Source organism: Streptomyces sp. NPDC006602, assembly GCF_042870385.1.
In the GTDB taxonomy this organism is placed as follows: Bacteria; Actinomycetota; Actinomycetes; order Streptomycetales; family Streptomycetaceae; genus Streptomyces.
In genome coordinates this window covers 164875-184785 of record NZ_JBIAHG010000014.1, presented here as the reverse complement: position 1 = coordinate 184785, position 19911 = coordinate 164875, and the positions used below count along the sequence as shown (strand labels likewise).

At 70.4% G+C, this 19911-nt stretch carries 17 protein-coding genes and 2 pseudogenes; 9 read left to right on the top strand and 10 right to left on the bottom strand.

Annotated elements, in window-relative coordinates; genetic code table 11:
• Positions 1 to 11: 11 nt before the first annotated feature.
• The gene (locus tag ACFYO2_RS30425) at positions 12 to 515 is read right to left on the bottom strand and encodes a hypothetical protein (RefSeq protein ID WP_388355414.1); all 504 of its coding nucleotides are present in this window, start codon (positions 513 to 515) and stop codon (positions 12 to 14) included.
• A gap of 219 nt (positions 516 to 734) precedes the next feature.
• Positions 735 to 2201, bottom strand: a complete 1467-nt coding sequence (locus tag ACFYO2_RS30420) for an MFS transporter (RefSeq protein WP_388355412.1) — start codon at positions 2199 to 2201, stop codon at positions 735 to 737.
• A gap of 268 nt (positions 2202 to 2469) precedes the next feature.
• Between ACFYO2_RS30420 and ACFYO2_RS30415 the strand changes: the two genes are divergently transcribed.
• Positions 2470 to 3396 (top strand): DUF3027 domain-containing protein, encoded by a 927-nt coding sequence (locus tag ACFYO2_RS30415; protein WP_388355410.1) that lies wholly within the window; start codon positions 2470 to 2472, stop codon positions 3394 to 3396.
• A gap of 15 nt (positions 3397 to 3411) precedes the next feature.
• On the opposite strand, the pseudogene ACFYO2_RS30410 reads toward ACFYO2_RS30415, so the two are convergent.
• A pseudogene (locus tag ACFYO2_RS30410) lies at positions 3412 to 3903 on the bottom strand (hypothetical protein); the annotation flags it as partial.
• A 30-nt stretch (positions 3904 to 3933) separates the two neighbouring features.
• Positions 3934 to 4421, bottom strand: a pseudogene (locus ACFYO2_RS30405) (ATP-binding protein); the annotation flags it as partial.
• Between the two features lie 137 nt (positions 4422 to 4558).
• Between ACFYO2_RS30405 and ACFYO2_RS30400 the strand changes: the two are divergent.
• Together ACFYO2_RS30400 and ACFYO2_RS30395 are read left to right on the top strand one after the other, a co-directional pair.
• Positions 4559 to 5437, top strand: coding sequence for a helix-turn-helix domain-containing protein (locus ACFYO2_RS30400; protein ID WP_388355408.1), 879 nt, complete (start codon positions 4559 to 4561; stop codon positions 5435 to 5437).
• Positions 5434 to 5643 carry a DUF397 domain-containing protein gene (locus tag ACFYO2_RS30395; protein WP_388355406.1) on the top strand — a complete coding sequence of 70 codons (210 nt, stop codon included), beginning with the start codon at positions 5434 to 5436 and terminating at the stop codon, positions 5641 to 5643. The genes ACFYO2_RS30400 and ACFYO2_RS30395 overlap by 4 nt, the downstream gene beginning before the upstream one ends.
• A gap of 381 nt (positions 5644 to 6024) precedes the next feature.
• On the opposite strand, the gene ACFYO2_RS30390 is transcribed toward ACFYO2_RS30395, so the two are convergent.
• Positions 6025 to 6453 (bottom strand): hypothetical protein, encoded by a 429-nt coding sequence (locus tag ACFYO2_RS30390; protein ID WP_388355404.1) that lies wholly within the window; start codon positions 6451 to 6453, stop codon positions 6025 to 6027.
• A gap of 180 nt (positions 6454 to 6633) precedes the next feature.
• Between ACFYO2_RS30390 and ACFYO2_RS30385 the strand changes: the two genes are divergently transcribed.
• The 3 genes from ACFYO2_RS30385 to ACFYO2_RS30375 all read left to right on the top strand — a co-directional run bounded on the left by ACFYO2_RS30385 (position 6634) and on the right by ACFYO2_RS30375 (position 12033).
• Entirely contained in the window at positions 6634 to 9792 is a 3159-nt protein-coding gene (locus ACFYO2_RS30385; protein WP_388355402.1) for a sacsin N-terminal ATP-binding-like domain-containing protein, read from the top strand.
• A 304-nt stretch (positions 9793 to 10096) separates the two neighbouring features.
• Positions 10097 to 11020 (top strand): hypothetical protein, encoded by a 924-nt coding sequence (locus ACFYO2_RS30380; protein ID WP_388355400.1) that lies wholly within the window; start codon positions 10097 to 10099, stop codon positions 11018 to 11020.
• 161 nt (positions 11021 to 11181) lie between these two features.
• Positions 11182 to 12033, top strand: a complete 852-nt coding sequence (locus ACFYO2_RS30375) for a hypothetical protein (protein ID WP_388355398.1) — start codon at positions 11182 to 11184, stop codon at positions 12031 to 12033.
• Between the two features lie 11 nt (positions 12034 to 12044).
• Here ACFYO2_RS30375 and ACFYO2_RS30370 read toward each other — a convergent pair whose 3' ends face one another.
• From ACFYO2_RS30370 to ACFYO2_RS30360, 3 genes are all read right to left on the bottom strand, one after another.
• Positions 12045 to 14438 (bottom strand): HAD-IC family P-type ATPase, encoded by a 2394-nt coding sequence (locus ACFYO2_RS30370; RefSeq protein ID WP_388355396.1) that lies wholly within the window; start codon positions 14436 to 14438, stop codon positions 12045 to 12047.
• A gap of 323 nt (positions 14439 to 14761) precedes the next feature.
• Complete coding sequence (locus ACFYO2_RS30365; protein WP_388355395.1) at positions 14762 to 15025, bottom strand: DUF2530 domain-containing protein; 264 nt, start codon at positions 15023 to 15025, stop codon at positions 14762 to 14764.
• Positions 15026 to 15180: 155 nt separating this feature from the next.
• Positions 15181 to 15357 (bottom strand): ribbon-helix-helix protein, CopG family, encoded by a 177-nt coding sequence (locus tag ACFYO2_RS30360; protein WP_388355393.1) that lies wholly within the window; start codon positions 15355 to 15357, stop codon positions 15181 to 15183.
• Positions 15358 to 15508: 151 nt separating this feature from the next.
• Here ACFYO2_RS30360 and ACFYO2_RS30355 point away from each other — a divergent pair, with 151 nt between their 5' ends.
• Together ACFYO2_RS30355 and ACFYO2_RS30350 are read left to right on the top strand one after the other, a co-directional pair.
• Complete coding sequence (locus tag ACFYO2_RS30355; protein WP_053747625.1) at positions 15509 to 15946, top strand: MarR family winged helix-turn-helix transcriptional regulator; 438 nt, start codon at positions 15509 to 15511, stop codon at positions 15944 to 15946.
• 26 nt (positions 15947 to 15972) lie between these two features.
• Positions 15973 to 17343 (top strand): MFS transporter, encoded by a 1371-nt coding sequence (locus ACFYO2_RS30350; RefSeq protein WP_388355390.1) that lies wholly within the window; start codon positions 15973 to 15975, stop codon positions 17341 to 17343.
• A gap of 12 nt (positions 17344 to 17355) precedes the next feature.
• Here ACFYO2_RS30350 and ACFYO2_RS30345 read toward each other — a convergent pair whose 3' ends face one another.
• Positions 17356 to 17943: a Uma2 family endonuclease gene (locus ACFYO2_RS30345; RefSeq protein WP_388355388.1), complete on the bottom strand. Its 588-nt coding sequence runs from the start codon at positions 17941 to 17943 to the stop codon at positions 17356 to 17358.
• Positions 17944 to 18056: 113 nt separating this feature from the next.
• Between ACFYO2_RS30345 and thpR the strand changes: the two genes are divergently transcribed.
• Complete coding sequence (thpR, locus tag ACFYO2_RS30340; protein ID WP_388355386.1) at positions 18057 to 18629, top strand: RNA 2',3'-cyclic phosphodiesterase; 573 nt, start codon at positions 18057 to 18059, stop codon at positions 18627 to 18629.
• A 220-nt stretch (positions 18630 to 18849) separates the two neighbouring features.
• Here thpR and ACFYO2_RS30335 read toward each other — a convergent pair whose 3' ends face one another.
• Entirely contained in the window at positions 18850 to 19842 is a 993-nt protein-coding gene (locus ACFYO2_RS30335) for an aldo/keto reductase (protein WP_388355385.1), read from the bottom strand.
• Positions 19843 to 19911 lie beyond the last annotated feature (69 nt).

Genomic DNA, 19911 nt, shown 5'->3' with positions numbered 1-19911 from the left:
TCGGGGGCGGCTCAGGCGTCCGCGTTCTCCAGCTTGAAGTTCCACACGCCCTTGTACTGCTTGCTGGGGGTGCCGGAACCGGCCTTGTCCTGCTCGACGATGCTGATGTTCAGCGTCTTCGGCGCGGCCTGGCCCTGCTGGTCGGCGAAGAGGTCGACGCCCGCGAAGGAGTAGTACGTCTTCTTGTAGACGTTGGTGACCTGCTGGCCGTTGATCCACAGGGCCCAGCCCGTGTCGGCGATCTCAGGGTCGACACCGATGCGCAGCGTCTCGCTCTGCGGCACCTTGATCGTGTGCGACGCCTTCTTCTGCGTGCACTTGGTGGCCTCTTCCTGGCCGATGCTCTTGCCGTCGTCGTAGCACTCGGCCTCGGCGCTCACCGAGTCGTGGCCGAACGTCACGGTGGCCCGCGGCGTCGGCTTGTCGCAGGCGGACAGGACGAGCAGTCCGGCGGACACGGCGCCGGCGGCGGCGACGACGCGGCGGCGTCGCACTACGGATTGCAGCATGGTCATGGCCGAAGGCTATCGGGCACCTCCACCGGTCCTCCCACGCGGGGTGCGGCGTGCCGCGGGCCGTGAGGGTGTCCTCGGCCCCGAGAGGCTGCTCCTGGGCCCCGAGAAGGCGTCCCTGGCCCCAGAGGGTGTCCCGGGTCCCCAGAGGGTGTCCTGGGCCCCGACAGGCTGCCCCTGGGCCCCGGTGTCCTGGGTCCCCAGAGGGGGGCGTGGACCCCGCTAGGCCACCCTGCGGCGTGCGGGGCCTCCCAGCTGCGCCGAGCGCAGCAGGCCCTTGACGGTGGACAGCCAGCCGGCGGCGAGGATCGCTGCGCCCACGAACAGGCCCAGCGTGCCGTTGAGGGGCATCACGATGCCGACCGCGCCGCCGAACACCCAGGACACCTGAAGGATCGTCTCGGAGCGCGCGAACGCCGACGTCCGCACCTGCTCGGGCACATCCCGCTGGATCAGCGCGTCCAGGGACAGCTTGGCCAGGGCCTGCGCGAACCCGGCGACCGCCGCCAGGCAGGCCACCAGGAACGCGCCGAAGAAGACGGCGGCCGTGATCGACGCGCCCAGCGCGCACACCACCACCGTCACGATGATGATCTCCGGCTTCCTCGAGCGCAGCCAGGCCCCGACCGACGTACCGATCGCGTTGCCCGTGCCCGCCGCGACGACCACCAGGCCCAGCGACGCCGCCGCGCTCTCGCCCGTGAGCGGATGCTCCCGCAGCAGGAAGGCGAGGAAGAAGGTCAGGAAGCCCGACAGACAGCGCAGCGCGGCGTTGGCGCCGAGGGCGTGCGTGACGGCGATGCCGACCGTGCGCAGCCCGGGCCGCTTGACCGGCTTGAGATGGGGCCCGTGCAGATGCTCCTCGTCCGCCGCCAGCAGCGCGACGTCCTCGCCCTTGGCCGAGTCGACCTTCGGCGGCAGGGTGAAGGACAGGAACGCACCCACCATGAAGATCACGAAGGCGCCGTAGAGCGGCCAGCTCGACCCGATGGCCTGCAGCCCCGCCCCGATCGGCGCGGCGACGCCGGTCGCGAGGAGCCCACCGAGGGTGACCCGCGAGTTGGCCTTCACCAGGGAGAACTTGGGCGGCAGCAGCCGGGGCACGACGGCGCTTCTGACGACCCCGTACGCCTTCGACGCGACCAGTACGCCCAGCGCCGCCGGATACAGCTCCAGGCTGCCGCTGGCGACCGCCCCCGAGAGGATCAGCGCGAGCAGCGCCCGGGCCAGCATCGCGCCCGCCATCGCCGCGCGGCGGCCGTGCGGGAGGCGGTCCAGGAGCGGCCCGATCACCGGAGCGAGGACCGTGAAGGGCGCCATCGTGATCGCGAGATAGAGGGCGACGCGCCCCCGGGCTTCATCCGTGGGAACCGAGAAGAACACGGTCGAGGCGAGCGCGACCGTGATCATCACATCCCCGGCGCCGTTCACACCGTGCAGCTCGATCAGCTTGCCGAGCCCGGATTCGCCGGCTCCATGCGCGTGGGTCGCCTTGCGGATGCCGCGCGCGGGACCCGTCACCGGCAGATGGAGGGCACGGCCGAGCGCGCGGAGCGGCCCGCCCGTCCGGCCCGGCCCGCTGCCTCGACCGCTCCCCTTGCTGCCCCTGATCCCTTTGTTGATCCCTTTGGACATCTCTTTGGACCCACCGATCCCGGTGGCACCTTCGGGAGTCTTCGCGGCTGCCACCCCGTCATAGTGCCCCGAGAAAGCTGTGTGTAGTGCGGTTACCGCGCGTATCGACGTGCACTTCTGCAGGGAACAGACCCGTCGGTGTAGGCCAAGCGCACGCGAACAGGTAGCGTGCGTATCTCAGCCATCCCGCAGAATGGGTGGTACAGGTGCGCCCGAGTGTGAGTGGGCGCGGACGTCGACGCGGTCCCCGGGTCCGCTCCGTCCGCCCCGCCGCCGACAGGCAGACGCACCAGAGAGACGGCGTAGGAGAGAAGCGATACCTGTGAGCGCAGCGACCACGCGAAGCCGCACCCCCGACCGCCTGTGCGCCGAGGCGGTCGATCTCGCCCGCACCGCCGCCGAGGAGGCCGCCGCGCCAGGCGTGGTCGGCGAGCACGCGGGGCTGGTGTCCGAGGGCGACCGTGTCGTCACCCACTTCTTCGAGTGCAAGGAACTCGGGTACCGGGGCTGGCGCTGGGCCGTCACGGTCGCCCGCGCCTCCCGCGCGAAGTTCGTGACCCTGGACGAGGTGGTCCTGCTTCCCGGACCGGACGCCCTCCTGGCCCCGGAGTGGGTGCCATGGAGCGAGCGACTGCGCCCGGGCGACATGGGCCCCGGCGACCTCCTCCCGACCGACGCCGAGGACCTCCGCCTGGAGCCCGGCTACTCCGGCGAGGACGAGCCGCTGCCGAACTCCCCGGTCTCCGAGGAGATGGCCGAACTGGCCGAGGCGGAGGACGCCGAGGTCACACCCGGCGCCCCCGCGACCCTCCCCGTCGCGCCCGCCCGCGGTTCCATCGCCGCCGTCGCCGAGGAACTCGGTCTGCGCCGGGCCCGCGTCCTGTCCCGCTACGGGCTGCACATCGCCGCCGACCGCTGGGAAGAGGCGTACGGCGCGAAGACCCCCATGGCCCAGGCCGCGCCCGCCTCCTGCATCAGCTGCGGGTTCCTCGTCCGGATCGGCGGGTCGCTCGGCCAGGCCTTGGGCATCTGCGCCAACGAGTTCTCCCCGGCCGACGGGCGGGCGGTGTCCCTGTCCTACGGCTGCGGAGGCCACTCCGAGGCCGCGGTCATGCCCAAGCCGCCACGGCCGGCTCCACCGGTGATCGACGAGACGACGGTCGACCCGTTCCCGCTGCGGCCGGCACGGGATTCGGGGTCCGTGCCGGATGTCTCCGACGAGGATGGGGCGGAGTTGGGGCACTCGTAGGAGGTCTGCGGGCCCCTATTCGTCCGTGAAGATCTCTTCGGCCGTTGAGACGGTGGCGGCGCGAACGAGCCAGGCGCGCAGGAGCTCGGGGTCGGCGGAGCCGGTGATCCGTTCGCGGACGTGGTCGGGGACGTCGAGGCCGCGTGCCTCCAGGACGATCAGGATGTCCTCTGCGCCCCGCTGAGCACGCCCTTCGTCACGGATCTCTTCCGAGATGTACGACTTGTAGAAGGAAAGGTCCACGGCCACCAGGTTCCTCCAGAATTCTCCGGCCCGGCGATTGACGCCGAGGCCCTGTGCGGTGAATTCGATGATGGGGTCGGCGACGGCTTCGGGCACGTCCTGCAGAGCGGTGGAGAGGGCCTTCAGTATCCCATCGACGGCCGGTTCCTTCGCGTGGGTGATGGCGGACAGTGTGGCCAGCGCCAGGTCGGCACGGGCCTCGTCCGGATCGTTGATCACGGGCATGTTGTGCGGACCGGCCACCAGCGGGTGGAGTGTGAGGGCGGCCCACCACCGGGGCCACCATCGTGGTCCTTTGGGGAGGTCGCCCCTGTCACCGCAGCACGCGTTTCTGTGCTCCGGCGGGAGGTTGAGTTCCGCCCAGACGGCCTTGCGCGGGTGCGGCCCCTGGGCGACGCCCAGCGGTCGGCCAGCGCCTCGACGATGACGAGACCCCGGCCGGACTCGGCGTCGGGGGCAGGGCCTTGGAGGCTGGGCAGGCGGTCACCGCAGGTGTCGGTCACCTCGATGCGCAGGGTGTCGGCGACGACGTAGAGGGTGAGCCGGAAGTCCCGGCCGGGGACGCGACTGTGGGTTGCCGCGTTGGCGGCCAGTTCGGCGACGAGGTGGCGTGCGGGGTCCAAGGGGAGGTCCCAGGCGCGGAGTTGCTCGGTGGCGAGGAGACGGGCGAGACGGGCTCCGCGAGGTGTGGGGGACAGCTGGACGCTGAAGTTGCGGACGGGGTGGTCGGCTTGAGCCTTGGGGGCGGCGGTTTCGTGGATCACGTCACTCAGAGTGGCCATCCACGCCTACCGTGAACAGTGACGACTCCATTGCGTACGGTGACTGTCCGGACGTTGTCCGGTGGTGTCCGGGCTGTCGGGACCGGCCGTACGGGTAAGGGGTGTCGCGGCACGGTCGTACGACGGAGGGGTGCGGGATGACGCAGGTGGACGGCCACGTGGGGCGGCTCAAGACTGAGGCGGACGAGCCGGGTTGGGAGGTGGATCCCGACGACGACTGGGGTGTGGCGGTCGTCGCCACGGTGGGGCGGCAGCTGAGGCTGCGGCGGGAGGCGGTGGAGATGCGGGCCGCCGACTTCGGGGAGGCGGTGGGGTACGGCGAGGACATGGTCTACAAGATCGAGGCCGGGAAGCGGATTCCCCGCCCCGAGTACCTGGACAGGGCGGACGAGGTGCTGGCGGCGGGCGGGCTGCTCGCGGCGATGAAGGAGGACGTGAAGAAGGTCCGGTACCCGAAGAAGGTGCGGGACCTGGCGCAGATGGAGGCGAAGGCGGTCGAGCTTCAGCTGTACGACCCGCTGAACGTCCACGGTTTGTTGCAGACGCCGGAGTACGCGCGAGGGCTGCTGGTGATGCGGCGCCCCGCGTACACCGAGGACGAGGTGGAGCGGTTCATCGCCGCACGGGTGGCTCGCAAGGCCGTCTTCGAGCGGGACCCCGTGCCTGAACTCAGCTTCGTCCTGGAGGAGTGGACGCTTCGCCGCCCGCTCGGCGGGAGGGCGGTGCTGCGACGCCAGCTCGAACATCTGCTGGTCACCGGGCGGTTGCGCAACGTCGAGCTTCAGGTGATGCCGATGGATCGCGAGGAGCATGCCGGGCTTGCGGGCGGAATCGAGGTGCTGAAGTTCGCCGACGGCTTGGCGATGGGCCGTTCGCCGGCCGTCGCCAACGGCCGACCGGTGTCCGAGCCCAGGCAGCTCCGTATCCTTGAACTTCGGTACGGCATCATCCGGGCGCAGGCTCTCACGCCGCGTGAGTCCGCCGCCTTCATCGAGCAACTGCTGGGGGAAACATGATCCGCAACACCTCGGCCGGGGGCGCGTCCGACCTGGCGTGGTTCAAGAGCAGCTACAGCAGCAGCAGTGAGGGCGACTCCTGCGTCGAGATCGCCCCCACCCCCGGCACCATCCACGTCCGCGACTCCAAGCACACCGAGGGCCCCCGGCTCACCGTCACTCCGGCCGCGTGGGCCGACTTCGTGACGTACGCGTCCGCGGGCTGACCCGCCGCCATCTTGAGAAGTGGCCGTTGGGCCGCTCGCTTCTTGGCAGTGTCGTGCTTCCGCGGACAGCGTCAAGGGCGCTCCGCTGCGCTCCGCGTCGGCTGCGCCGATGGCCCTGCGGGCCACCCTGGACCCGGTCCGCTCCAGCACGGGGTGAGAAGCGAGCGAGCGGCCCGGAAAGATGTTGGCCCGGGTCGGCCGGGCCCTTGCGTCGGCGTCCAGCAGCCCGGCGAGAGGGGTGCGCGGTCGCGTCTCGCAGGCACGCAGGGAATTGCTGGGCTGCGTTGAATGGCGGCGGCCGGTGAATGCGCAGGTCGGCGAAGGGTGGGGCGACCTGCCCGTCACCGGGCGCGGTTCGTGCGCCGAGGGATCTGTTGTCGGTCAGCTCATCCAGTCCGGTGACTTGACGCCGGTGAACTCGTTCCACGCCAGGCAGTAGCCCCGGGACTCTGGTCCGATGTCGGGCCAGATGGTTCGGAGGTCGGAGCCCTGGTCACAGGCGGCCAGGAGCGCCTCGAAGAAGCCGGTGGCCACCGCCGTACTGTCGTACTCGCTGCCCGAGACCTGAACCTCCTCCAGGACACGCAGCACCTCCCGGCGCTGCTCCGGGCTCAACTCGGCCGAGCGCCTGGCGAACGCCCTGCCCAGCGCACCCAGACGGATGCCGAGCGGCGGCACGTCGTCCCCGGCGGGGTCCAGGTCCGAGTGGTCGGCATCGGGTCCACGCCAGGAGGCGATCTCCGCCCGGTCGGTCGCCGCCAGCACCTCACTGACAGTGAGCAGCTGCAGATACCACTCTGGGGTCGTCATCACAGTCCGTTCAGGGCGTCGAGCATGTCGCGGATGAGGATCTCTTCGTCAGCCAATTCTGCAGCTGCCGGGATCGCGGGAAAGCCAGGGCGGCCCCTCCCCGGCGCCGCAAACCCTCCCCGAATTGCGCCCGCCTCTCCTCGCGGTACCTTCGTCCCCACGCCGATGAGGAGAGTCAACGTGAGTAAGTTCGTGCGGCCCGCGGCCGAGGGAGCTGACCCCTTCGGGACCGCCCGTCTCAGGCGAGGCGTGCTCGACGCCTGGGCCACCAGTCCCGCTCGCTTTCGCGAGGATGCGAACGCCGAGGAGGATCTTGTCCTCGGTGGGTACCGGGACCGGCTCGTCGTGGAGCTCGCCCAGAACGCCGCCGACGCGGCGGCCAGGGCAGGGGTACCCGGGCGGCTTCGGCTCACCCTTCGCGACGGCGTTCTCGTCGCCGCCAACACCGGCGCCCCGCTGGACGCGGCCGGCGTCGAGTCGCTCTCCACACTCCGTGCCTCCGCCAAGCGCGACACCCCCTCCATCGGCCGGTTCGGCGTCGGGTTCGCCGCCGTGCTCTCCGTCACGGACGAGCCCGCGGTCGTCGGGCGGCACGGCGGAGTCCGCTGGTCCCTCGCCGAGGCCCGGGAGCTGGCCGCCGACATCGCTCGGCACAGCCCGGGGCTGGGGGACGAGATCCGCCGGCGTGACGGGCATGTGCCGCTGCTGCGGCTGCCCTTCGCCGCCGAGGGCACCGCCCCCGACCCGTACGACACGGCCGTCATCCTGCCCCTGCGCGACCCGGCCGCCGCCGACCTCGCCGCACGCCTGCTGGCCGCCGTGGACGACGCCCTGCTCCTCGCCCTGCCGGGGCTGGAGGAGGCCGTCATCGAGGTCGACGGGGACGCGCCGCGGACGCTGCGGCGTCGCACGGACGGCGACTTCACCGTCGTAGAGGACTCGCGGGACGGTACGACCCGCTGGCGTACCGCCGTCGCGCACGGGTCGCTCACCCCGGACCTGCTCGCCGACCGGCCCGTCGAGGAGCGGCTGCGGCCGTACTGGTCGGTCACCTGGGCCGTGCCGGTCGACGCCGACGGCACACCCGCCCGGCCCCGCACCACCCCCTTCGTGCACGCACCCACCCCCAGCGACGAGCCCCTCGGAGTCCCCGCCCTGCTCATCGCGTCCCTCCCCTTGGACACCACCCGTCGCCACGCGGCCCCCGGACGGCTGACCGACTTCCTCGTGCAGCGCGCTGCCGACGCGTACGCCGGACTCCTCGCCGACTGGCGCCCGGTGACCGCCGGCATCATCGATCTCGTACCCGGCCCGCTGGGCAAGGGGGAACTGGACGGTGCGCTGCGGCAGGCGATCCTGGAGCGGCTGCCGCGGACCTCCTTCCTGCCGCCGGCCGTAGAGCCCTCAGCAGAACCCTCGGAAGACGAGGACCTGCCCGAGTCCCTCCGCCCCCGGGACGCCGAGATCGTCGAAGGCGCCGGTTCGGAGACCGTCCAGGTCCTCGCCGAGGTGCTGCCCACGCTCCTGCCCGCCGGGCTCGAACGCCGCGTGGAGCTGCGGACGTTGGGTGTCGCCCGGGTCCCGCTGACCGATGCCGTGGACCGGCTGGCCGGGCTGGAGAAGGAGCCGGAGTGGTGGCGGCGGCTGTACGACAGCCTGGCCGGGGTCGATCCGGACCGGCTGTCCGGGCTGCCCGTGCCGCTCGCTGGGGGCACCTCCCAGACTTTTGGCACTGGGGGAGGGCGGACCACCATCGGGCCCCGGCAGGTGCTGCTGCCCACCGCCGACGCCGCCCGCATCGACCCCGAGGTCCTCGCCCGGCTCGGCCTCAAGATCGCCCACCCGGACGCCGCCCACCCCCTGTTGGAGAAGCTCGGCGCCCTCCCGGCCACCGCCCGGGCCGTCCTCACCACCCCGCAGGTCCGGGCCGCCGTGGCCGCCTCCCTCGACGACGAGGGCGGACTGGACTGGGAGCAGAACGCGCCCGACGCCGAGGAACTCGCCGACACCGTCCTCGCGCTGGTCCGGGACGCGGGCCTGGAACCCGGCGAAGAGCCCTGGCTCGGCGCCCTCGCCCTCCCCGACGAGGACGGGGAACTGTCCCCGGCGGGCGAACTGGTCCTTCCCGGCAGCCCCTTCTACCAGGTCATGCGCGAGGACGAACTCGCCTCCGTGGACCCCGAGCTGGCCTCCAGGTGGGGCGAACAGCCGCTGGCGGCATGCGGTGTCCTGGCCAACTTCGCCCTGGTCCGCGCCACCGACCTCGTCCTCGACCCGGACGAACTGGAGCCCCGCGACAGCGACTTCGCCGAGCCTGACGACGTCGGTCTGCTCGACGCCGTCGATGTGTGGTGCGAGGACATCCTCGACCGCTTCCCGGACACCCCCGTACCGCCCGTGGCCACCGAACTGGTCGCCGTCCGCGACCTGGACCTGGTGGACGACGACAAGTGGCCGCAGGCTCTCGCTCTCCTGTCGAAGCCTCCGTTGCGTGACGCGATCACCCAGCAGGTGCGCGTGCTGCTGCCGGACGGTACGCACGAAGTCGTACGGCCCTACACCGCCTGGTGGTTGCGCGGGCACCCGGTGCTCGACGGCCGTCGCCCCGCCGGTCTGCTGGCCGCCGGCGGCGATCCGCTCCTGCGCGGGCTGTACGACGAGGCCGACGCGACGGGGTTCGACGACGAGCAGGTGCTGCGGGCGCTGGGCGTACGGACGTCCGTGGCCGCGCTCCTCGACGAGCCCGGCGGCGCCGCCGAACTCCTCGACCGGCTCGCCGACCCGGACCGTGACGTCACCGGCGCCCAACTGCACGCCCTCTACAGCGCGTTGGCCTACCTGGACCCCGATCAGGTGACCCTGCCGGACGAACTGCGGGCCGTCGTCGACGGGCGCGTGGAGGTGGTGGACGCGGCCGACGCCGTCGTCGTCGACTCGCCCGACCTGCTCCCCTTCACCGAGGGCGTCCCACTGCTGCCCGTACGGCCCACGCGGGCCGCCGAGTTGGCCGAGCTGTTCCAGGTGCGGCGCCTGAGCGAGTCCGTCACCGGCGAGGTGGACTCCGAGGGCACCGAACACGACGTACCGGAGTCGGTGCGGCTGCTGCTCGGCGCGCGCACCCCCTCGACGTACGTCGAGCACGAGGAACTCTTCGTCAACGGCGTGGAGATCGACTGGCGCCTGACCAACGACGGCACCCTGCACGCCGCCACCCTGGAGGGCGTCGCCGCCGGCCTCGCCTGGGCGGCGGGGCAGTGGCCTCGGCGGTTCGAGGTGGCCGCGTTGATGGAGGATCCATCGCGGACGGAGGAGTTGGCGCGGGATCGGTGGTTCGACTGACGGGATGACAACAGGGGCCGTCCTGCCGGACGGCCCCTGTTGTTTTCGGTGGACCAGTCGGGGAAGTCCTCGTCCTTCGCGTAGCGGGTGACAAGGAACTCATGGCGTTACCTTCCGGGTTGGGTCCGACGGGCTGTCGCCTCTCCACACGGAATCTCTGCATTCTCGTACAACCTTTTACATGCGCCACCTATCTGATCATGCGAGCCAACAGGCTCCACGACCACTTTGGGCCCCGGCGTGCAGACTCGCGCCGTGGGGGACGACCACCGCCGGGGCCCCCTTTTTTCCACGTGGGGAATCCATGCGCATTCGTGCCACCGTGGCCGCCGTCTCCGGCGCCCTGGCCCTGTCCGCCCTCGTAGTCCCGGCCGCGCAGGCCGACAGCTCGCCGTCCGGCAAGACGGACGTCCACAAGGCCGTTGAGGCCGCGAAGTCGGCCGCCGGCAAGAGCGCTTTCGCCGCCGCCGACACCGGCGTGCCGTACGCGCTCGACCTGTCCTTCTCCGGTGTGAAGATCAACAACGGCAAGCCGATCGTCGTGGGCACCGCCGCCCAGGTGACCGTCCCGGTGACGTACAAGGTCACGCACGCGGCGGACATCGACCTCAACGCCGACGACTTCCTGCTGGACGTCGAGATCTATCGCGGCCCCTCCTACGCGGACTTCGACACCGTGCTCTACGGGGACGAGTGGCCGACCTGCACGCTGACCTCCGCGACCACGTCGAACTGCAAGGGCACCATCGACATCTACCCGGAGTTTGAGCTGGCCAACGCCGACGCCACGGCGTGGAAGGTCGGCGGCTACGCCATCGACATGAACGACCAGGACCTGAACTCCGAGAACGTCGACTGGAGCAAGGTCGGTTACGCGGAGCAGGACGGGCTGGGCACCACCAGGCTCCAGCGCCTGTCCAAGCTGACGGTCAACGCCTCGCCGGAGCCGGTCGTGAAGGGCAAGACCATCACGGTCACCGGCAAGCTGTCCCGCGCCAACTGGGAGACTCACAAGTACGCGGGCTACACCGGCCAGTCGGTGAAGCTGCAGTTCCGCAAGAAGGGGTCCAGCACCTACACCACGGTGAAGACCATCAAGACGAACTCCACCGGAAACCTGAGCACGACGGTCAAGGCCGCCAGCGACGGCTACTTCCGCTACAGCTTCGCGGGTACGGCCTCCACCCCGGCGGTCAGCGCCGTGGGTGACTTCGTCGACGTGAAGTAAGCGCGCAACGAGTTGGGGCCGGCCCTGGGATCCACCCGGGGTCGGCCTTTTCTCCGTATTTCGCAAAATCCGGGTCGGCCGTACAACCTGCCCCACCCGTCACGGATCTGATCGCATGAGTCAACAGACTCCTAGATCACTTCTCCCCCTGGGGAACGCACATGCGCATTCGTGCCACCGTGGCCGCCGTCACCGGCGCCCTGGCTCTCTCCGCCCTTGTCGTGCCGGCCGCGCAGGCCGCCGACGCCCCGTCCGGCAGGGCGGCCTTCAGCGCCGCCGCCGTCGACGGAACGACGAGCACCGCCGCGACGCTCGACGTCACCTTCTCCGACATGAAGGTCAACAAGGGCAGGAACATCGTCGTCGGCACCACCAACGTCGTCAGCGTCCCGGTGACGTACACCCTGACGCACCCCGTCGGCATGGACACCAGCGCGGACAACTTCGCCAGCGGCCCGCTCATCTACCGCGGCTCATCGGTGACCAGCCCGACCAACGCGATCATCAGCGACGACCCGGCGACCTGCACCACCACGTCAACGACCACCCTCAACTGCTCGGGCACCATCTACATCCGTCCGGCCGAGGGCGAGCTCTACAACTCCGACGCGGGCACCTGGAACGCGGGCGGCCTCGCCGTCACCTACAACGGCGACCAGAAGATGCAGGGCGACCTGGGCACCACCAAGGTCCAGCGCTACTCCCGGCTGACGGTCAACGCCGGTCCCGAGCCCGTCTACAAGGGCAAGACCATCACCTCCACGGGCAAGCTGTCCCGCGCCAACTGGGAGGACGGCCACTACCACGGCTACGCCAACCAGCCCGTCAAGCTCCAGTTCCGCAAGGCCGGCACCAGCACGTACACCACCGTCAAGACGGTGTACTCGGACTCGTACGGCAACCTGAAGGCCACCGCCACCGCCGCCTACGACGGCTACTGGCGCTTCAGCTTCGCCGGCACCACGACGACCCCGGCGGTCAGCGCCGTCGGTGACTACGTCGACGTGATGTAACCCACTCGGCTCTACGCCGGGACGCGGCGGTCGACCACCCTCCACAGCATCTCAAGGGCGACCGCCGCCACCGCCGCGATGCCGACCGCGATCCACGGCATCGTCATCCCGACGAGCTTCAGCGCGAAGAACTCCTGCAGCCGGGGCACCACCAGCACCAGCAGGAACCCGGCACCCATCGCCGCCACCAGCGCGACGCGCCACCAGGTGTAGGGGCGCGCGATGATCGCCAGCACCCACATCGAGACCAGGAACAGCGTCAGCGTCGCGGCACTGGTCTCCGCGTCCAGCGCACCACTGCCCGTGTAGTGGTGCCGGGCGATCAGGTACGACGTGAAGGTCGCCACCGCGGCCACCACCCCGCCCGGGACCGAGTACCGCATGACCCGCCGTACGAAGTGGGGGCGGGCCCGTTCCTTGTTGGGTGCGAGGGCGAGGAAGAACGCCGGGACGCCGATGGTGAGGGTGGACAGCAGGGTCAGGTGGCGGGGCAGGAACGGGTACTCGACCTGCCAGCACACCACCATGATCGCCAGCAGGACGGAGTAGACCGTCTTCACGAGGAAGAGCGTCGCGACCCTCGTGATGTTGCCGATGACCCGACGGCCCTCCGCGACCACCGAGGGCAGCGTCGCGAAGCTGTTGTTGAGCAGCACGATCTGCGCGACCGCCCGGGTCGCCTCCGACCCCGAGCCCATCGCCACGCCGATGTCGGCGTCCTTCAGCGCGAGTACGTCGTTCACACCGTCGCCGGTCATCGCGACCGTGTGCCCGTGCGACTGCAGGGCGCCCACCATGTCCCGTTTCTGCTGCGGGGTGACCCGCCCGAACACCGTGCCCTCGTCCAGGGCCGTGGCCATCTCGTCCCGGTCGGCGGGGAGCCGACGGGCGTCGATCGTGGTGCCGGTCAGCCCGAGCTTGCTCGCGACCGCCCCCACCGACACCGCGTTGTCCCCGGAGATGACCTTCGCGCGGACGTCCTGCTCGTCGAAGTAGCGCAGCGTCTCGGCCGCGTCCGGCCGCAGCCGCTGCTCCAGGACGACCAGCGCGGTGGGCCGTACGCCCCGGGCGACCTCGGGGTGGTCCAGGTCGCGGGCGGCCCGCGCCAGCAGCAGCACCCGCAGCCCCTGCTCGTTGAGCCGCTCGGTCTCGGCGAGGGCGGGATCGCCGGCCGCGAGGAGCACGTCGGGGGCGCCCAGCAGCCACGTGCCGGTCTCGCCGTTGCTCTCGCTGAAGGACGCGCCGCTGTACTTGCGGGCGGAGGAGAAGGGGAGCGACTCGGTGCAGCGCCACTCCTCCCCGTCCGGGTAGGCGTCGATGATCGCCTGGAGGGAGGCGTTCGGCCTGGGGTCCGACTCGCCGAGCGCGCCCAGCACCTTTCGTACGTACGACTCCTCGGCCCCCTGCAGCGGCCTGAGCTCGGTGACGTCCATACCGCCCTCGGTGAGGGTGCCCGTCTTGTCGAGGCAGACCGTGTCGACGCGGGCGAGGCCCTCGATGGCGGGGAGTTCCTGAACCAGACACTGTTTCCGGCCGAGTCGGATGACGCCGATGGCGAAGGCGACGGAGGTGAGCAGCACCAGCCCCTCCGGGACCATCGGGACGATGCCGCCGACCGTCCGCGCGAGGGAGTCCTTGAGGTCGTTGTCCTTGACGAACAGCTGGCTGATGATCAGGCCGATCGCGGTCGGGACCATCATCCACGTCACGTACTTGAGGATCGTGGAGATGCCGGAGCGCAGCTCGGAGTGGACCAGCGTGAACCGGGAGGCCTCCTCGGCGAGCTGGGCGGCGTAGGCCTCGCGGCCGACCTTGGTCGCCTGGAAGGCGCCGCCGCCGGCGACCACGAAACTCCCGGACATCACCTGGTCCCCGGGGCGCTTGACGACCGGATCGGCTTCCCCGGTGAGCAGCGACTCGTCGATCTCCAGGCCGTCGGCCTCGATGCACACGCCGTCGACGACGGCCTTGTCGCCGGGCCCGATCTCTATGAGGTCGTCCAGCACGATGTCGCTGGTGGCCACCTGGGACGCGATCCCGTCCCGGCGCACGGTCGGCCGGGCCTCCCCGATCACGGCCAGCGAGTCCAGGGTCTTCTTCGCCCGCCACTCCTGGATGATGCCGATGCCCGTGTTGGCGAGGATCACGTACCCGAACAGGCTGTCCTGGAACGGCGCGACGAACATCATGATCACCCAGAGCACGCCGATGATCGCGTTGAACCGGGTGAAGACGTTCGCGCGGATGATGTCGGCGGTGGACCGGCTGCTGCGCGCCGGTACGTCGTTGACCTGCCCGCGCGCCACCCGCTCGGCGACTTCGGCCGCGGTCAGTCCGGTCACCGCGGCCGTGACCGTCGTCGGGTGCACCGGATCCAGTTCGGCGCCCGCGTCGATGTGCGTCATGCATTCGACGGTACGTGCGGATTTACGGCTTCACCCGGTGAGTGGGCGGAAGATCCGACTTGGGGATGAGAGGGGGCCGGGTGAGTGGTGCCGTAGTACTACGGGGCCGTGGTCACTCGGCGGGCAGCGGCGACGGTGTCACCGCCGACCGTTTCTCGCCGCCGCCGCCCCTTCCCGTCCCGTCCCCGGGGGCTGCGCCCCCGGACCCCCGTCGGCCCTGAACGGGCCTCGTCCTCGAACGCCGGACGGGCTGAGAGGGGCTGAGCATTCATCCGACCGAGTCGGCTGGTGGGTGGGTAGGAGGTCCGCATGGGTGCCGGGGCCTATTCGGACGGCGTTGCCTCGGCCGACGCCCGCTTGATCGCCGCGTCGCGCTTGCGGACGTACCAGATGCCGATCAGCCCCAGGCCGGCCCCGGCCAGGCAGGTCCAGACCCACCAGGTGTGGCCGTGGTCGTCGAACCAGCCGTAGAAGGGGAGCTGCACCAGGAAGAGGACGAACCAGAGGATCGTGCCGCCAATGATGGTGGGGACGATGGGGCCCTCCAGGGGCTCCGGCGCCTCGTGCTCGGGGGTCCACTTCTCCATGGGGACAGCTTACGAGGCGATCAGGTCTACGCGCGGAGATTCGCCGTCCCGGCCTTCATCGCGATGGCGATGATGCCGTTCATCCACTCGATCACGAACGGCACGGTTCCTACTACCTGATGCCGGCGCTGGGTCTCACGTGAGCCCGGCTCGCGTCACCCGTAGAACTTCTCCGTCTCCTCGACGGCGGTCTGGAACCGCTCGTCGAAGTCGTCGCGCACGAGCGTCCGGATCACATAGTCCTGGACGCTCATTCCCCTCTTGGCCGCATGGTCCCGGAGCCGCTCGAGCAGCTCCCCGTCTATCCGCAGGCTGAGCACGCTGGTCCCCATGAACAGAGGGTCGCCGGGGCGTGCGGCGCGGCGTTCACTTTCCGCCGCCGATTCACTCGTACGGGTGCGGATCGGGTTTCAGTGGCGGGCGTCACGGGAATCCGTCTGCGCGCCAGCTTGTTTAGCGAGAGTAATGAGTTACGCTAAAGAGATGCCGGACCTTACGCATGGCGACGACGCTGCCGCCGTGAACTCCCTGCGCTCCGCCGTGATGCGGCTGTCCCGTCGCCTCAAGCACCAACGGGTCGACGAGTCGCTGAGCCCGACCGAGATGTCGGTGCTCGGCACCCTGTCCCTCTGCGGCAAGGCCACCCCGGGCGAACTCGCCCGCAAGGAGCACGTCCAGCCGCCGTCGATGACCCGCATCGTGGCGCTGCTGGAGGCCAAGGGCCTGGTCCGCCTCGAGCCGCACCCCGAGGACCGGCGCCAGAAGGTCGTCACGAAGACCGAGCAGGCCGAGGCGATGCTCGAGGAGAGCCGCCGCAAGCGCAACGCCTTCCTGGCCACCCTGGTCGACGGCCTGGACGAGGACGAGTGGGCGAAAATCCGCGCCGCCGCCCCCGTGCTCGAGAAGCTCGCACACCTGTAAGCAGCGTCCATAAGGAGGCGACACTTTTGAGTTCGGGACCCGGAGCAGACTCCGCCCCCGCACCGACCACCCACGACTCCCCGACCACCCACGAGACACCCGCCTCGTCCGAAGGCACCCGCAAGTCCTCGATGTTCAGCTCCCTGAAGGTCAGGAACTACCGACTCTTCTTCGCCGGCCAGGTCGTCTCCAACATCGGCACCTGGATGCAGCGCATCGCCCAGGACTGGCTGGTCCTCAGCCTCACCGGCTCCTCGACCGCCGTCGGCGTCACGACGGCCCTGCAGTTCCTGCCGATGCTGCTGTTCGGCCTCTACGGCGGCGTCCTGGTCGACCGCCTGCGCAAGCGGCCCACGCTGCTCGTCACCCAGTCGGCGATGGCCCTCACCGCGATCTTCCTGGCCGTCCTCACGCTCTCCGGCCACGTCCAGGTCTGGCACGTCTACGTCGCCGCCTTCGCCGTGGGCCTCGCGACCGTCGTCGACAACCCGGCCCGCCAGTCCTTCGTCTCCGAACTGGTCGGCCCCGGCCAGCTGCAGAACGCGGTCAGCCTGAACTCGGCGAACTTCCAGTCCGCCCGCCTGGTCGGCCCGGCCGTCGCCGGCCTGATGATCACCGGCGTGGGCACCGGCTGGGCGTTCCTCTTCAACGGCCTGTCGTTCATCGCGCCCCTCACCGGCCTGCTGCTGATGCGCGCCCGTGACCTGCACGTCGTCGAGCGCGCGCCGCGCGCCAAGGGGCAGTTGCGGGAGGGGCTGCACTACGTGGCCGGCCGTCCGGAGCTGATCTGGACCATCGTCCTCGCCGGGTTCGTCAGCACCTTCGGCTTCAACTTCCCCGTCTACCTCTCCGCCTTCGCCAACGACGTCTTCCACGCGGGCGCGGGCTCCTACAGCCTCTTCAACACCCTGATGGCGGTCGGCTCCCTGGCGGGCGCCCTGCTCGCGGCCCGGCGCGGTACGGCCCGGATGCGGGTGCTGATCGCGGGAGCGGTGGCCTTCGGCACCATGGAGATCGTGGCCGCGATCGCCCCCTCCCTGTGGCTGTTCGCCCTGCTCATGGCCCCGATCGGCATGTTCGGCATGACGGTCAACGTCACCGCCAACAGCAGCATCCAGCTGACCACCGCCCCGGCCATGCGGGGCCGCGTGATGGCCCTGTACATGATGGTGTTCATGGGCGGCGCCCCGGTGGGCGCGCCGATCGCCGGCTGGATCACCGACGCGTACGGTGTCCGGGCGGGCCTGGCGGCGGGCGGCGCCGTCTCGGCCGCCGCGGCCGTGACCATCGCCCTGATCCTGGCCCGCGTCGGCAACCTGCGGCTGTCGGTGGGCTGGAACGGCGGGCATCCGCGGGTGCGGTTCGTGCCGCGGGACCGGCTGGCTACGGCGGCGTAGCCGGCCGGGCTGTCAGTCGCGGGGGAACGCGTGGGTCTCGAGGGTGAGGCCGACGCCGGTGCCGGTGAGGTCCACGTCATCTCCGAAGGAGACCTTCGTCTCGGTCGCGTAGTCCCCGTCCTTGGGGTGGGTGTAGAGACGGCACTTGCCCTGGTAGGGGTCGGCGATGAGGTACACGGGGACTTCGGCCAGCGCGTACGCGGTCTTCTTGGGGCCGTAGTCGTTCGCGGCTGTGCCCCGGGAGATGACCTCGGCGACGAACTCGACATCCTCATGGCGCCAGCGACCCTCGTCGTCCTTCACAGCGGAGGCGCTGAGCATGGCGACGTCCGGGCAGAAGCCGTTCTCATGGCCGGGGAAGTCGATGCGTACGTCCGAAAAGACCTTGACGTCCATCCCGAACCTGTCCTCCACGGCCCGTACGATCCGGCGAATGATCTCCCAGTGCGTGTCGCGCTGCGGCGTCATGTGGACATTGCCCCCGACGATCTCGACCCGGAATCCTTCGGGGACGGGCATCCGCTCAAGCCGCTCGAACCACTCGTCCAAGCGCTTGGTGTTGGCGTCGGCCATGGGGATCCTGTCGTCTACGACGGTCATCGTGGCGGTCCTCCCCGGCTGCCCTGTGGACGAGTGCAGCCGCGCAGTACAAGGATACGCACGGTGACCGGGTCACGTTCGGGCGTCAGGGGGCACGGCGGCAGACTGGCCCTATGAGACTCTTCGCCGCCGTGTTGCCGTCCGAGGGTGTGACCGCCGAGCTCGCCGCCGAGGTAGCCGAGTTGAGGAAACTCCCCGGGGCGGACGGCCTGCGCTGGACCGGCCGCCCGGGCTGGCACTTCACGCTCGCGTTCTACGGCGAGGTGGACGACGATCTCGTACCGGACCTGTCGGCGAGGCTGGAGCGGGCCGCCCACCGCACCGCCCCCTTTCCGCTGGCGATGCGCGGCGGGGGGCAGTTCGGCAAGGGGCGTGCGCTGTGGGCGGGTGCGGAGGGCGACCTGCCCGCGCTGCGGCTGCTGGCCGACCGGGCGGACGCTGCGGCGCGCAAGGCGGGCGTGCCGATGGGGGAGCACCGCCGGTACAAGGCCCACCTGACGGTGGCCCGCAGCCGGGACGACATCGACGTACGGCCGTATCTGGAGGCCCTCAGATCCTTCACCAGCCGCACCTGGACGGTGGACGAGCTGGTGCTGGTGCGCAGCGACCTGCCGAGGTCGGGAGTACCGGGCGAGCAGCCGCGTTACGAGGCGGTCGCCCGCTGGCCTCTCGGCGCGGCCGGTTAGGCTCGGAGGCGTGGACCCGAAAACCCGGAACCGGATCATGGCCGGTGCGCTTGTGCTGATGTTCGTCGTCGTTGTCCTGGCGGCCGCGCTCGGCAGGTAGGTGCTGAACGGGGAGCGCCGGGGAACTGCACGCTGTTCGCCGAGTGCGGGCCGTATGTGGCTGGTCGCGCCCACGCGGCGGAGCCGCACATCGATACAGCCCGGCGCCCCCTTCGGTGTGCTACCAGGCGAAGGCCTCCGGAGAGGGCCCCGGTCCCGGGAAGATCTCGTCCAGAGACGTGAGGACTTCCTCGGACAGCTCCAGCTCGACCGCGCGCAGGGCGGAGTCGAGCTGCTCGGCGGTGCGCGGGCCGACGATCGGGCCGGTCACGCCGGGCCGGGTGAGCAGCCAGGCCAGTGCGGCCTCGCCGGGCTCGATCCCGTGCTTGTCGAGCAGATCCTCGTACGACTGGACCTGCGCGCGTACGGCCGGATTCGCGAGCGTGTCCGCCGCCCGCCCGGAGGCACGCCGGCCGCCCGTGACCACTTTCTTGATCACGCCGCCGAGCAGGCCGCCCTGGAGCGGCGACCAGGGGATGACCCCGACGCCGTAGTCCTGCGCGGCCGGGATGACCTCCATCTCCGCGCGGCGCTCGGCGAGGTTGTACAGGCACTGCTCGCTGACGAGGCCGATGGTGCCGGAGCGCCGGGCGGCGATCTCGTTGGCCTGGGCGATCTTGTATCCGGGGAAGTTGGAGGATCCGACATAGAGGATCTTGCCCTGCTGTACGAGCACGTCGATGGCCTGCCAGATCTCCTCGAAGGGAGTGGCACGGTCGATGTGATGGAACTGGTAGAGATCGATGTAGTCGGTCTGCAGCCGCTTGAGGCTCGCGTCCACCGCCCGCCGGATGTTCAGGGCGGACAACTTGTCGTGATTGGGCCACGCGGCGCCGTCCCCGGCCATGTTGCCGTACATCTTGGTGGCGATGACGACCTTCTCGCGCCGGTCGCCGCCCTTGGCGAACCAGTTCCCGATGATCGACTCCGTACGGCCCTTGTTCTCGCCCCAGCCGTACACGTTCGCCGTGTCGAAGAAGTTGATCCCCGCGTCCAGCGCCGCGTCCATGATCGCGTGACTGTCCGCTTCGTCGGTCTGCGGACCGAAGTTCATGGTGCCGAGCACCAGTCGGCTGACCTTGAGTCCCGTGCGTCCGAGCTGCGTGTACTTCATGACCACTCAGCCAACGGCCTGGAGTGCGCTCCAGGCAAGGGGATATCGGTCAGTCGCGGGGGAACTCGT

Excerpts from the sequence above, each read along its gene's own strand:
- ACFYO2_RS30425 (WP_388355414.1), bottom strand. The coding sequence starts at position 515 with ATGACCATGCTGCAATCCGTAGTGCGACGCCGCCGCGTCGTCGCCGCC.
- ACFYO2_RS30400 (WP_388355408.1), top strand. The coding sequence starts at position 4,559 with ATGACGCAGGTGGACGGCCACGTGGGGCGGCTCAAGACTGAGGCGGAC.
- ACFYO2_RS30395 (WP_388355406.1), top strand. The coding sequence starts at position 5,434 with ATGATCCGCAACACCTCGGCCGGGGGCGCGTCCGACCTGGCGTGGTTC.
- ACFYO2_RS30390 (WP_388355404.1), bottom strand. The coding sequence starts at position 6,453 with ATGACGACCCCAGAGTGGTATCTGCAGCTGCTCACTGTCAGTGAGGTG.
- ACFYO2_RS30380 (WP_388355400.1), top strand. The coding sequence starts at position 10,097 with ATGCGCATTCGTGCCACCGTGGCCGCCGTCTCCGGCGCCCTGGCCCTG.
- ACFYO2_RS30375 (WP_388355398.1), top strand. The coding sequence starts at position 11,182 with ATGCGCATTCGTGCCACCGTGGCCGCCGTCACCGGCGCCCTGGCTCTC.
- ACFYO2_RS30370 (WP_388355396.1), bottom strand. The coding sequence starts at position 14,438 with ATGACGCACATCGACGCGGGCGCCGAACTGGATCCGGTGCACCCGACG.
- ACFYO2_RS30365 (WP_388355395.1), bottom strand. The coding sequence starts at position 15,025 with ATGGAGAAGTGGACCCCCGAGCACGAGGCGCCGGAGCCCCTGGAGGGC.
- ACFYO2_RS30360 (WP_388355393.1), bottom strand. The coding sequence starts at position 15,357 with ATGGGGACCAGCGTGCTCAGCCTGCGGATAGACGGGGAGCTGCTCGAG.
- ACFYO2_RS30355 (WP_053747625.1), top strand. The coding sequence starts at position 15,509 with ATGCCGGACCTTACGCATGGCGACGACGCTGCCGCCGTGAACTCCCTG.
- ACFYO2_RS30345 (WP_388355388.1), bottom strand. The coding sequence starts at position 17,943 with ATGACCGTCGTAGACGACAGGATCCCCATGGCCGACGCCAACACCAAG.
- thpR (WP_388355386.1), top strand. The coding sequence starts at position 18,057 with ATGAGACTCTTCGCCGCCGTGTTGCCGTCCGAGGGTGTGACCGCCGAG.
- ACFYO2_RS30335 (WP_388355385.1), bottom strand. The coding sequence starts at position 19,842 with ATGAAGTACACGCAGCTCGGACGCACGGGACTCAAGGTCAGCCGACTG.